Here is a 14,186-nt window from a genome sequence, read left to right as displayed (position 1 = left end):
GCCCCGAATCCCGAACCCCTACGAATGGAACCCCGAGCCCCGAATCCCGAACCCCTACGAATGGAACCCCCATTGCCCAATCCCCATTGCCCATCACCGAGCTTCTCCTGCCAACATCCGTGGGGGAACTACGAACTGCGCTGCCAAGTGTGTATCAGGTTTCGGCGAATGGCACCCGCAATGAAATCGAAGCGACGTTCCAACTCACCGACAAAAACATATTTGGGATTACGCTACCCAACGGCTACAACCCCGACCATTCTTTACGCATCGATCCTCTGATCTATTCCACCTTCTTGGGTGGTAACTCGTATGATAGTGGAGCGGGAATCATTTTAGAATCGGATGGTAGTACAACAATTGCAGGTTCCACTGAATCGACGAATTTCCCTACTACACCGGGTGCTTACAATCGGAATTATTTAGGAAACGACGACTGCTTTATTACCAGATTCTCTACTACTGGAACGCTAGTATTCAGTACTTATGTTGGAGGATTCGGAAACGACTATTGTTACGGACTTTGCCATGATCAAACCAATGGACTTGTGATAACAGTACAATCGCAATATGGCGCTCAATATCCCAATACTCGTTCATGGGGGGTTGCAGGTTCTACTGGTAATTTTGATTGTTACATTACCCGTTTGAATAACTCTGGTTCTCAGTTGACTTTTAGTGATCGGTTTGGTTCTTCGCTATTAGATTGCCCGACTGCGATCACCTGTGATAGCGACGGAATAACGGTTTGCGGTTACACGGAAGGGACTAATTTTCCTACAACAACGAATGCTCTTTTCACATCATCAAGAGGTGGAATGAGCGATTGGTTTGTTACTCAGGTCAGCTTGGATGGCACTCAATTACAGTATAGTACTTATCTAGGTAGTTCGGGATCATCAACTAATGTTCTTTTTGAAGAAAGCGCAAACTCGATCAATAGCGACCATCAAGGAGGCGTTTTCATTACAGGAACCGTCAATGGACCGGATTTTCCAGTGACTCTCGGCGCATATGACACAACCTTCAATGGTTTTGGAGACAGTACTGATGCTGCCATTGTTCACCTTTCAATTCGTAACTCACAAATAATAGCAAGTACCTATCTTGGTGGAATTGGTCGAGATATGAATGCGGATTTAGCAGTTATCGACACCAATTTTGTATATGTCACTGGGGCTACTTCCAGTTTCGATTTTCCAGTGGTCGGTCCGTGCTATGATTCTTCTCATAGCGACAATCGGTTCAATCAATATCTTGTTCGAATATCTTACGATCTCTCCCACATTGAAAGAAGTACTTTTTGGGGGGGCATAGCATTTCCTGGAAACAGCAAACTATTAATTATATCGGACACATCGATCATCGTCTGTGGTGTTACTGACGCACAAAACTTACCTACCACATCGAATGCAGAAAGTCGAACATATCTCGGAGGAATATTCGATATTTACCTTGTTAAATTCAATCGAGAGTTGACTGACCTATTGTACGGTTCCTATTTCGGTGGAAATGATGCTGATGGAGTGTCAGCAAAAGTATGTGATGAACAGGGGCGACTCTACTTAACCGGTGGAACTGGGAGCAACAACTTTCCTACCACTGCTAACGCCTTCGATCCAACTTACAACGACACTACACAATGGGGGGATGACGGTTTCTTCACGATATTTTCGATTCCAACCACGGGTCTAATCGAACCGACAGTCAATGCGCCAAGTACTACACAATTACTCGGCAATTATCCTAATCCCTTCAACTCATCCACGACCATTTCCTACTCACTGCCAAAACCGGGGCAGGTTGACCTAAGACTATTCGATATCACCGGGCGGGAAGTGGCTACACTCGTAAACCAAAGGCAACCAACGGGAAGTTATCGGGTGACCTTAGATGGAGAGCATCTCTCGTCGGGAACCTATTTCGTGCGGATGCAAGCGGGAGACTTTGTCAAGACACAGAAGATGGTGCTGCTAAGGTGAAGGGTGAAGGGTGTAGGGGGAAGGGGGTCGAAATATGGTGAAAGGTGTAAGGTGAAAGGTGTAGGGTAGCGACAGGTCGCCAGACCTGTAAAATAAAAAGGGCGACCCAGAGGGTCTGCCCCTTGAAACAAGGGCGGCTGCCAGCCGCCCCTACGAACGGGTTTGGAAACCCGTATCCACTATTACATTTGTAAATCCAAATGAGATTACCTTCGGTGAGCCCTTCGGGGTTGCTTCGCTACGCTCGCAAAGACACGGACAGACTTTTCTGGGGTCTGTCCCTACTGAACAAGGGCGGCTGCCAGCTGCCCCTACGATAACATAAGGGCGTGCGCGGCACGCCCCTACGGAACGGGCTTGGAAGCCCGTAACCACCCAACCCCGAACAAAAGGGCGAATTGCAATTCGCCCCTACGGAACGGGTTTGGAAACCCGTAACCACCAACCCAAAATTCAACCAAAGACGGGCTTGGAAGCCCGTAACCACCAGTACAAAACCACCAACCCAAAACAAAAGGGGCAAACACCGGCTCCCCCGTACTCAACAAATGAGGTTCGCTCATCATCCGCCGCACGGAGGTTTCCTCACAAAAACAAGAATAGCGATTCATACAAAGGTCTCAATAAAGTCGCGACCGCGCAAAAAGAAGTGGGCAGATTCCATTCGCCCGACCGTTACATGAAGCTATCTTGCTATTCATACTTCAAGCTGGTAGTTGCGGGCTTTAGCCCGCGCACAGGCTACACAAATTGATGAAACGCGGGCTAAAGTCCGTGGCTACCAATTGTGAGATAGATTCATGTCTCCAGTTCCCAATTCTCGCTAACCTACTGGAAAATGTTCTCCCAGAACTTTCTTCTGATCGATAATACCACTTGACAACGCCCCGATTACTTTATATCTTATATTAGTAAGAGTTTTATGGCTTATAATATATAGGTGATAATATGGACGCGATCGATCTAAAAATCATCGAAATCCTCCAGCAGAATGGACGCGCAACGCAAAGTGAGATCGCTCCACTGGTAGGATTATCGCAACCGGCGGTTGCCGACCGGATCCGGAAATTAGAGGAGCGGGGGATCATTGTCGGTTATGCTGCCATTGTCGATGCGGCAAAGTTAGGCAAAGATATCACCGCTTTTGTTTCGGTGGGCATCGAACACCCTCGCTTCTTTGAAGCGTTTGGTGAGCAAATGCGCTCATTGCCGGAAATCCTCGAATGCTATCGCGTTGCCGGACCGGAATCCTACCTCCTGAAAGTAAAAACCGACAACACGAAATCCCTTGATAAGCTATTAGTCGATACCTTACGCACTATCGAAGGGGTGACCCATACCGATACGACCATCGCGCTCTCGTCGATTAAAGAGACGACTGCGCTTGCGATTCCAACACCTCAGAAAGCGGGGAAACAATGATGCCTGCACCACTCCCAACCACAAAGCTGACTGCCCATGCAATGCCGGAACTTGCTCATCGTATGTCGCTTGTGAAATCGTCGGCAGTCCGGGAAATATTGAAAGTGACGGAACGCCCGGAAATCATATCATTTGCCGGTGGTCTCCCGGCACCGGAATTGTTTCCAGTCGAAGCTATCGCCGCCGCCCATACCGCGGTGTTGTCCAGTGATGGCGCGGCGGCATTGCAGTACAGCACAACGGAAGGGTACCGGCCGTTGCGCGAAGCGATTGCCAACCGGCTAAACCAGCAGGGTTCACACACCATTGCCGATGCGATACTTATAACGAATGGTTCGCAACAGGGAATCGATTTGGTTGCTAAGGTATTACTCAATCCCGGTGATGCAGTCATTGTCGAGAATCCGAGTTATCTCGCCGCGCTACAGGCGATGAGCGCCTATGAAGCGGAATTTGTCGTTGTTGAGAGCGATGAAAACGGTATGGTCGTTGAAGAGTTGGAAAATATTCTGCTCACCCACCAACCGAAGATGTTATATGTCGTTCCCAATTTTAACAATCCAACCGGACGCACCTTATCGCTAGAGCGGCGGAAGGCGTTGGTACGGTTGGCGCAGCGCCATCGTTTCTACATTTTAGAAGACGATCCCTATGGCGAATTGCGGTTCCGTGGCGAACGGGTTCCTTCGTTAGCTTCGTTGGATACCCAAGGGGTTGTCGTTTCTTTGGGAACGTTCTCGAAGACTTTCGCACCGGGTTTACGGATTGGGTGGCTGTCAGGACCAGAGTCGTTTGTACGGAGTCTCGCGGTCGCCAAACAATCGTCCGACTTACATACCTCATCGCTTTCACAGCGAGTGGTTGAACATCTTTTGCGCACCTTCGATTATGAAGGACACATCGAAAAGATTCGTACGAGTTATGGCAAACGTGCGCAAGCAATGTTGGATGTATTAGCGGAAACGATGCCAACAGGAGCGAAATGGAGCCGCCCTGATGGCGGAATGTTCATTTGGGTGGAGTTGCCGGAAGACGTCGATGCCGAAAAATTGTTGGCAGAAGCGATTACACAAAAAGTGGCATTTGTTCCCGGGAATTCATTTTTCGCGAATGACCAGAAACGGAATTTCATACGCTTGAATTATTCGAACCAATCGGAAACAAAAATCCGGGAAGGCATTACCCGACTGGCAGCGCTGCTTCCAAATCTGTCCACCTCTCGGTAGCGTGGATAGTCTTGCGACCTTTGTAAAAATGCTATCGGGGGTGTGGTCGAATGAGCAATCTTCACCGTCGAAAAACATGTAAGTAGACTCATCCGTAAGATTTCATCGAGCGACAAGGAATCGATCGATATTGCGGATTCGTTAACATGATGTAGTTCACTCAGAGAGACTATGCATCTCTCTTTGGTTGACCCGCATTGAGTCAACCAAGGTACCAATTTGATTTTAACCGCGACTTACGGGATTAATGCCGCTTTTTCTTCAAGCCGTAACGATTTTCGGTAAGGTTCTTGTTGGGCGGTGGTGGAGCTGTACTAAAGCCTGCCAACTTGTATAGGTAGCAACTTGACATTCCCGCCGTTACCAACAGTAGAACGCCTAACCAAGCGATGAGCGGTCCTCCCGTCAGCGCCCAGATTACCAATGCGAGACCAATGACTGCCCGCGCGATGCGGTCATTGGACCCGATATTTTTCTCTAACATTTCTTTTGCTTCTTTCTAATCTAATCGCCATTCAGTGATGACGCTGGTGTTATCCTTAGATCGGTTTTGCCGGATGATTCATACTCATGCTTTCCATAATTTTCCGAAAATGGAAACCGTAGATTGCTAATGTTATCGAATAGGGAAACAACTTCGGTCGGGTCGTTAACGACCAGAAGAACAGTTTCCAATACTGGTAGCGTTCTTTACCTATCACCCCCAACACTACTGTCGAGCGAAAGAGTGCGTGCAATTCCGGCAACCGAACCCGAAACTTTCGTTTCGATGTTATTTTATAGTCACGGAGGTAATGCTTCACCCGGGCGTAGTAATGTTTCGGTGAATATATTTTCTCCAACACGCTGCGGTACCCTTCCACCAATACCTCTGGATTCATTCTCGGAATGAAGTTGAGAGAAAAATCGGTATTGCTGCCGGAGAACGTACTCACCAATCGCCCCTCCGATTCTAACTGGGTGTGTAACTTGGTTCCCTTTGGAGCATTCAACAATCCCACCATTGCTGTTACAATGCCGGTATCTTGAATGAAGCGTGTCATTTGTTTGAAAATGGTGGGTGGATCGTTATCGAATCCGACGATAAAACCGCCCTGGATTTGCAATCCCGCCGATTGAATCTTGTGAACGCTGGCAACCAAATCACGATTGCGATTGGTCTTTTTGTCGCATTCGATGAGACTCTCTTCGTTGGGTGATTCGATACCAATGAATACCGTGTCGAATCCGGCAGCAACCATTAATCTCATTAATTCATCATCGTCGGCAAGATTTACCGACGCTTCGGTCGACAAGACGTACGGGTTCTTACGGCGTTTCATCCAATCGATCAATGCTGGTAACACTTCTCTTTTTATTTTCCCTTTATTCCCGATGAAGTTATCGTCGACCAGAAAGACGTTACTCTTCCAACCGGCTTGATAAAGGCTGTCAAATTCGGCAATCAGTTGTGATGCACTTTTAGTGCGCGGCGTTTTTCCGTAGAGCACCGTGATATCGCAGAAGTGACAATCATAAGGACAGCCGCGGGAGTATTGCACATTCATCGTAGCGTAATGTTTAAACTTGATCAATCGCCAAAGGGGAATCGGTGTATCGCTTAAATCGGCAAATTCAGTCGAAGTGTAACGCCGTTGTAACGTACCCTGCGATAGATCCGCCAAGAAGCGCGGCAAAGAAATCTCCGCTTCGTTCAATACAAAGTGGTCGACTGTCGGAAAATCTTCGGAGTGTGCCGTAAACAATGGTCCACCCGCCACGATTTTCGTAGCCAGCGCATTGCAACGTTCGATCACCTCGATAGCAGACTTTCGTTGAATTTACATCGCGCCGAAAAAAACAAAATCCGCTTCGGAGATGTCTTTGTCGTACAACTTCTCGACATTCATATCTACTAATTTCTTCGACCACTCTACCGGCAACATCGCCGCTACGGTCAACAGTCCGAGTGGAGGGCCGCTTGCTCGTTTCCCAACGAACTTTAACGCATACCGAAAGCTCCAGAACGTGTCTGGACACACGGGATAAACCAATAATATTTTCATACGCAACTCATATCAACGGCAGGGATGCTTGCGCAAATTGCGGCAAGCGCGAATTAATTCCGGTGAGACTTCTCATCCGGAACGGAATGATTGACAGGCTGATATCGGGCGTCGAACTAAGGCGAGCGGTAACAGTGTGTCCAAAACGGACTTCTTATTAATTGATACGCATTGATGACATCAATAACGATTGTGCTCCCGGAGAGCTTAAGAACAATTCTCTGTGATTCATGTTCGACCAATAGAATTTTTCGATTTATCGTGTTATAGCAAATTTTGTTTGATGAAAGCGCATCGAATTCGTATTATCTTTTCTACACACGAAGCTACAGTCATCTTACTACACCTTAGGAATCACCACAGGAGAACCAAAATCATGACCAAGACCGAAGAAAACTTGCAAGCTGCATTCGCTGGCGAATCGATGGCGCGCAATAAGTATCAGTTCTATGCAAAAGTCGCCCGGAAAGAGGGCTTCCACTATATCGCCAAGTTGTTTGATGAAACCGCCGAAAACGAAATGCGCCATGCCAAAGACGAATACACGATGCTGCATGGAACCCACGACACAGCGGCAAATCTGAAAGCAGCGATGGAAGGCGAACACTACGAAGTAACCGAAATGTATGCCACCTTTGCCAAGGAAGCCGAAGCGGAAGGAAATCGCGAAGCCGCGCTGTTGTTCAAAATGATAGCGAAAGTTGAAGCGCACCATCGGGATCGTTTCCAGAAGTTGTTGGAGATGGTAGAAAATGGAACGGTGTTCAAACGCGAAACACCGATCAAGTGGAAGTGTGGAGTGTGCGGGTATATCCATGTCGGAAAAGAACCACCGGCGGTATGTCCTTGCTGTAAACACCCTCGCGAACATTTCGAGCCGGCGGATTTAGAGACGCTGTAATCTCTAATATTGCTGCTCAAGACTGTTCCGTAAGTTTTTTCAAATTCTCTTTGCCGGGAACGTAGATCGCTACCTTATCCGACTGCCGTGAAGTGACAATCTCGAAAGGCTCACGGAAGTAGTAGCGGCGGTCGAAAGGTGCTGCGGATGGCTGGGCGTTTGAATAAGTGCTGCATCTGCCTACCATCTCTGATTTGTAAGGCGGATATTGGCCAATTGTGGTCAAGCATTCGTTTTCATTCGGGAAGAAAGTGGTGTATAGCGATATGCAACAGTGTGTTGTAAGCAACAGGATATCTGCTTTAGAGATCACATCGAAATCTTCTACAATCCCACAATAAACTTGATATATCCATCATTGTTTCATAACTTTTAAATATTTTTTCACCCTGTGACTCACCTTATCAATTTGGAAAATCGATTCTTAGGAGTTCGTATGAAACGGACGTTCACTTTATTCGGTTTCCTTCTGCAATTGACGCTTGCACTGGCTTCCAGTGAAATCGCAAACATGCAATCAGCCGTTGGATCGCTACCACCGACTTTTATCGAAAACCGGGGACAGTGGGATGAACAGGTCCTTTTTCGGTTGGAGTTAAATCGAGTAGTATGGTTTCTCGAACGAGATGGGTTAACGCTTGTTTCATTACAGAAATCCATTCCACCTGCTCTTCCGGAGCGTGTAACCGATCCCATTGCACGTAAGCTGTTTGAAGACTTTCTGGATACCGCACAGATACGTTACCACGCCCTAAAATTCCAGTTTCACAATTCATCGACGTCTGGTCAACCTAGACCCATCGAACCCGTTCCACAGAATGCGATTGAAACGCGAGGTGCACAGGAATGGCGTACCAATTTTCTTGTCGGAAATGATCCCAAGAAATGGGGTACTGATTGCCAAAGCTATACCTCAGTGCTGTATCGCGAAGTGTGGAAAGGTATCGATATCGAATGGTATACGAAAGATGGTCAGTTAGAATTTGACTTTATCGTCAGACCGGGCGCCGATCCGGAGCAAATCGGGATCGAATGCACCGGTCTCACAGACGGCGCGATAATGACCACCGAAGGAGGTGCACTGGTAATCCCTACATCGTTGGGTTCTGTCCGCGCAATTCTACCGGCAGTCTACCAGACCGATCAATATGACAACCGTAGAGAACTATCGACACACTGGCAAATCACCGGGAACCGCTATTTAACAATTGCTTCCCCAAAGCAGTACGAACCGGACGAAGAATTACGTATCGACCCTTTAGTGTTTTGTACTTTTACCTATCCAGACTCCGCAATCAATTACTGGGAAACTGCTTCTGTTACTACGAGTACAGAAGGATACTGCATTCTTGGTGGTACTGCCGATAATGTTACTTTCCCCTTAACAATCGGCGCATACTCAACGACGATGCGAGGCGTAAAAGACTGGTTAATCTCAAAAATGGGTCCCAACCATTTAGTGTATATGACCTATATCGGTGGTAATCAGGAAGATAACATCTCGACTTCGGTTTACTTCTATGACCATACGAACCCAATCATTTCCGATGGATTCGGGGGAGCGGTTATCGCTGGTAGAACTATTAGTAACGACTTTCCGGTCACGATTCCCGGTGGAATCGCTGGCGGATATGATGGAGCGATCGTTCACTTGAACAGTGGCGGTACACAACTGTTGATGGGACGATACTTCGGTGGATCGCTTTACGATGGTATCGACCATATCGTTACAGACGGATCAGGCGGGTTTGTTATTGTCGGCAATACCCAGAGTGAAAACCTGCCAACAACCGTCAATGCTTTTCAACAGAACCGATTGATCGATCCCAATGAGCTTCCGGTACCAAACGAGATATTTATCGCAAGGATGAACAACAGTGGGGTCGTTTCCTACTGTTCCTACTTTGGTGGTTCGCTAAATGACTATGTCTGTGATGTTGCAGCAGATGGTTCTGGTGGAATCCACATTGCCGGTCAAACGGAAAGCCGCGATTTTCCAATCACAGCCAACGCGTATGCTTTTAATTGGCACTTTTCGGCTGAAGTAATGTTCTTTTACACACATCTTTCGACCACACAATCCAGTTTGTTGTTCAGCAGTTATGCCGGTGACTTAGTTGGTTACAGCTTCTTACGACCTTGGTGGGCATCAATTAATGGTATCTGCTCTGATGGAAATGGTGGTGCATACATCCTTGGTGAAGGACGTTGGCTGCAATTCTCGCCCGATGCGTATGACTCGACTTTTCGTTCGACATCAAATCTGGTTTCCGATTCATTTGTTCAGCACTTTAACAGTTCCGGCCAAATGGTATACTGCTCACTTACCGGAAATGGACATGAAGCATTGATCGGTATTCGTTCATTGGATATCAAGTCCGATAATGCAGGTGGATTCTGGTTTTGCGGACATGCCCGAGAATCGTATTACCCGACGACACCAGATGCACTCTATACTACTTTTCAAGGTGGCGATGGCGATTTGGTCTTAAGCCACTTTAATCCGGATAATCGACTGGTTTACTCGACCTACTTTGGGGGAACTGGTGAAGAGTTAGGTAGTTTGGGATGGGGACCAAAAATCGATACGGATGGTAATACCAGTGTTTTCATTTCAGGAAACAGTGAAAGCTGGAACACGTTACCTTTCACGAATGCGATGTTCACAACCTACGGAGATCATTCGCGTGCAGCCCCGTTTGTCGCCCGATTTGATGCCATCTGGGTCGAAATTGATTATCCCCACCGACCAACCTATAGTGATACCCTGATTATTGGTACAAACGTACCGTTTTACTTGTCGGCATTTGGTTCGACAAGTACTGTCAGCCTCTATATCAACCGAAATTACCCCAACGGCTCCTGGTCGCCATGGATAACAAATGCTACTGCCAATCGAGAGTACTTGTTTCAAGTATCGGGACCGGAAACAAACAATGCTCGATTTAAATTAGTCCTTGATAGCAACCCCAATACATTTGTCATTACCCCAACGAATACAACAATTTTAGCGCCGCGGTTGGCGATTAGTCATCCCAACGGAAGTGATACCCTGTATTCACTAACCGCCGATACGATTCGATGGACCAGCACGAATCTTACGGGAAATGTGACGATTAGACTTAACACGAACTATCCGTCGGGTAGCTGGACAACTTTGAACGGTTCTCCTGTTGCAGTTACAGCAGGATCGTTTGTTTGGACGCCGAATGTGTTATCATCACGGACACACTGTCGGATTGCAATTGTTCCTGACAATCCGTTGTTGGCCGATACTTCCGGGAATGACTTCTCGATTTTGGTGCGCTCGTTCACGATAACTCGACCTAACACAACCGACACCAGTTGGGTGCTGTTGGAAGATACCTTGCGGTGGAGTAGTAATTACCGGATGAATGTCAGCATTCGCCTCAGTCGTCATGGAATGGATACCAACAGTCTCGAGATGCACTATGATAATCTCCACATCGAACCGGGCGTCGGAAGCGTTTCTTGGTCTCCGACTGCACCCACTACCGATTCCGCCCGCTTTTTAGTTACAAATCTCGAAAGCGGACAACAATTTTGGTCACAGCAGTTTTACGTCAGACGGAAACCGCTCACCTTATCAACCTTTACTGGGGGTGAGATTAAATATCGTCTTGTCGCTGACACAATTCGATACAGTTTTCCCGAATCGACAGAGCGTGTGAACATCGAATGGAAACAGAATTATCCGTCGGGAAGTTGGTCATCGATCTCGACTAACGCAGTCAATACTGGATGGTGTGCTTGGACGATACCCGACATCTCGACCGAACATGCCCGGGTACGGGTAACAACCACAGATCATGCTTGGGGGGATACCAGTAACACCGATATTTCATTTCGCAATCCCTGGCAACTGGTTTCTCCCAATGGTGGTGAGTTGTTGACTGTTGGAACAGTAACGACTGTGCGTTGGCAATCGCAAGTTACCGGACTACCGCTTATTCTAAAAATCAATCGCAATTATCCATCAGGTAATTGGGAGGAGATTTGCAATATCCTGGTTTCGACTGGTAGCACACGAAGTTGGACTGTTACCGGTCCGGGGGGGAGCAACTGTCGGATGGCAATTCAGTTGGGTTCTACTCTGCGGGATACATCCGATGCAAATTTCACAATTGTTGGTTTAGGGGTAATGAGTACTGTGGCATCTGTCGATTACAATACAGCAACGATGGGTACCTCTTACTCAAGAGCAATAACGATTACAAACGTTGGAGGGAACCTACCGATTTCGACAAACAGTATTCATTTCACCGGACCCTTCAACGGTGCTAGTGCAATCAGCAATCTCCTGCCGGGAAACTCGATCAACTATCAGATCACCTGGCATGTTGCCGGGGGCGATACATCAAACGATGGTTCGGTTGTTTTTCGATACAACACTACTGATTCCTGTATTGTTCAGTTACACGGAGAAGAGTCATTCCGACCCCCTTACGTTATGAATTACTCTCGGGTGGAAGGTCAGTTTCCCCCAAGGTGGGGACGGTTTAACCCGGACAGTGTCGGTCATCCAACTCAAACTTGGTTGACTACCGGAAGCGGATTATCACAAGAATTTGTTATTACTAATGAGACGATTTCTGCAGCGGTCGGAAAACTCGATTACCTGATCACCCCCCGGTTTGATTTACGAAGTGTTACAAACAGTACTGTATTGTTTCAGTTTGAATACAGTTACTACGCGGCATCCGGATCCGATACGCTGCGGGTTGACTTGTCTAACGATAATGGTGCAACGTATCAACTGGGATACTTCCATCGGGGAGGCACCGCATTACAAAACCATACCAACCCGAATGCGGCGGGGGCGTGGAGTATTGTATCAGTAGTGATTCCAACCGTCTGGTATGATGATGGTGACGCAGTGAGAGTCCGGCTGGTGAATATCACTGGTCACGGTGGAACCCTTCACATCAAATCGCCCAAGCTACTGGCTGCAGGTAGTATTGTATCTCGACCATTGCTACTTGATTTTGGATCGATTCCATCTGCTACCGACACCAGTCAGGTTCTCTGGATCAGAAACACCAGTGGTGTCGCTGTGTTGATCGATTCGATGCGCCTGCCAACAAATTACACCGCTTCGTGGTCATCGTTTCCCCGGTCGTTGCCTGCTGGCGATTCGACTGCGGTTAGTATTCGATATGCACCAGGAGCAACCGGTTATCACGCCGACTATCTTCATGTCTTCACTTCTCCATCGACAACTCACGATTACAAGATTTGGACGTCAGGCCGCTCCATAAGGAATATTGCAAGTTACTCGCAGGATGCACCGCAGAATCTCCGAATCTCCTCGACTCCACCCAATAAGACGCTGACTTGGGATTCTGCTGCTGGTGCATCTTTGTACCGGCTGTATCGTTCCGATTCGGCATACTTCACACCAAACGGTTTCAGTACATTGGTAGCGAATACTCCGTTACTTTCTGCGACTGACACCACCAGCAATCCCAATGGTTTCTATCGGGTTACCGCGTTCAGTGGTTTTCTTCCGGTCTGGTCAAGACAGTATTCAACGGGAACTACCAACGAACAATTTTTTGCGGTTACCGAAACCTTTGACGGCGGAGCCGTGGCAGTCGGAGGCAATAATTTCCTAAACATTAACAGCCAGCTCTTCGTCGTGAGAACAAACTACAATGGTGATACTCTTTGGTCGAGAGTCTATCCTGCCTATGGTTTTGGCAGCAGTGTTTTACAATTGGCGGATAGCACGTTGATTATTGCCGGATACATCGGTTATGGGGCAAGTTTATTTGTTGTTCAACTGGACTTGAATGGTGCAATCCTAAATCAGTATGTGGCTTCCACCAGTTTGAATGGATTCCTGTTTAAATTCGGCATCATCCAAACTCATGACGGTGGTTTTCTGATCGCTTGTGCAAGAAGTACCGATGCAATGATGATTAAACTAAATGCGACACTTACTCAGCAGTGGCTTCGTTTGTATTCGCTATCGACATCCGGCCAGGATATGTTTACCGGTGTGTATCAACTACCCGATAATGGGTTCCTTGCCTGTGGAATGCTGCAGAACAGCGGCTCATTTGCCTTACGAACCGATTCGCTGGGAACACAAGTTTGGTTACGCTCCTACGGCTATTCAACGAACGATATGTTTAATGATATCATTCATCTGCCTGATGACTCCTATCTCATGGTAGGTATGCGCGGTTTCCAACCGTGGATGGCGAGAATCCGCGATACCGGAGATACGGTCTCATCCGCGTATCTCCCCGGTGGGACGACAAAATACTGCAGTAAAGGGTTATGGACGAAAGACGGTAATTACGTGTTTTCTGTCTGTAATGCCATGGAGAATTCGAACGGAGATATCCAACTCTACAAAATAACTCCATCAAATGTGACAATTTGGTCCAGGACTTTCGACAGTGGTGGAGATGATGCTGTTCGTTGTATTTATCCGACATCAGTTGGCGGATTTCTAATCGGTGGCGGTTACCGTTCTTTTAATACGAACGCACAAGGGGATGGTTGGATGATTAGAACAGATCAGGCGGGGAGTGCGACGATACCCTATTGACAAACGGGGTAATGACTTACGGCTCAGATT

Annotated in this window: 6 protein-coding genes and 1 pseudogene; 5 read left to right on the top strand and 2 right to left on the bottom strand. The window is 47.4% G+C overall.

Going from position 1 to position 14,186, the window contains the following annotated elements; translation table 11 throughout:
- From OEM52_09155 to OEM52_09145, 3 genes are all read left to right on the top strand, one after another.
- Positions 1-1,982 (top strand): T9SS type A sorting domain-containing protein (locus OEM52_09155; GenBank protein ID MDK9700297.1); only part of this gene is annotated, 1,982 nt, incomplete at its 5' end.
- A gap of 948 nt (positions 1,983-2,930) precedes the next feature.
- Complete coding sequence (locus tag OEM52_09150) at positions 2,931-3,404, top strand: Lrp/AsnC family transcriptional regulator (GenBank protein ID MDK9700296.1); 474 nt, start codon at positions 2,931-2,933, stop codon at positions 3,402-3,404.
- On the top strand, positions 3,401-4,630 hold the full coding sequence (locus OEM52_09145; GenBank protein MDK9700295.1) for a PLP-dependent aminotransferase family protein: 1,230 nt from the start codon (positions 3,401-3,403) through the stop codon (positions 4,628-4,630). Before OEM52_09150 ends, OEM52_09145 begins: the two co-directional genes overlap by 4 nt.
- A 244-nt stretch (positions 4,631-4,874) precedes the next feature.
- Here OEM52_09145 and OEM52_09140 read toward each other — a convergent pair whose 3' ends face one another.
- Together OEM52_09140 and OEM52_09135 are read right to left on the bottom strand one after the other, a co-directional pair.
- A complete protein-coding gene (locus OEM52_09140) occupies positions 4,875-5,114 on the bottom strand; it encodes a DUF2892 domain-containing protein (GenBank protein ID MDK9700294.1) in 240 nt (79 codons plus the stop codon).
- A 55-nt stretch (positions 5,115-5,169) separates the two neighbouring features.
- A pseudogene (locus OEM52_09135) lies at positions 5,170-6,675 on the bottom strand (B12-binding domain-containing radical SAM protein).
- A gap of 376 nt (positions 6,676-7,051) precedes the next feature.
- Between OEM52_09135 and OEM52_09130 the strand changes: the two are divergent.
- Positions 7,052-7,576 (top strand): rubrerythrin family protein, encoded by a 525-nt coding sequence (locus OEM52_09130; GenBank protein ID MDK9700293.1) that lies wholly within the window; start codon positions 7,052-7,054, stop codon positions 7,574-7,576.
- A gap of 436 nt (positions 7,577-8,012) precedes the next feature.
- Positions 8,013-14,156, top strand: a complete 6,144-nt coding sequence (locus tag OEM52_09125) for a hypothetical protein (GenBank protein ID MDK9700292.1) — start codon at positions 8,013-8,015, stop codon at positions 14,154-14,156.
- The last annotated feature ends 30 nt before the right edge of the window (positions 14,157-14,186 follow it).

Source organism: bacterium, from assembly GCA_030247525.1.
In the GTDB taxonomy this organism is placed as follows: Bacteria; Electryoneota; JAOADG01; order JAOADG01; family JAOADG01; genus JAOTSC01.
This window is presented reverse-complemented; position numbering and strand designations above follow the sequence as displayed.

Excerpts from the sequence above, each read along its gene's own strand:
- OEM52_09150 (MDK9700296.1), top strand. The coding sequence starts at position 2,931 with ATGGACGCGATCGATCTAAAAATCATCGAAATCCTCCAGCAGAATGGA.
- OEM52_09145 (MDK9700295.1), top strand. The coding sequence starts at position 3,401 with ATGATGCCTGCACCACTCCCAACCACAAAGCTGACTGCCCATGCAATG.
- OEM52_09140 (MDK9700294.1), bottom strand. The coding sequence starts at position 5,114 with ATGTTAGAGAAAAATATCGGGTCCAATGACCGCATCGCGCGGGCAGTC.
- OEM52_09130 (MDK9700293.1), top strand. The coding sequence starts at position 7,052 with ATGACCAAGACCGAAGAAAACTTGCAAGCTGCATTCGCTGGCGAATCG.
- OEM52_09125 (MDK9700292.1), top strand. The coding sequence starts at position 8,013 with ATGAAACGGACGTTCACTTTATTCGGTTTCCTTCTGCAATTGACGCTT.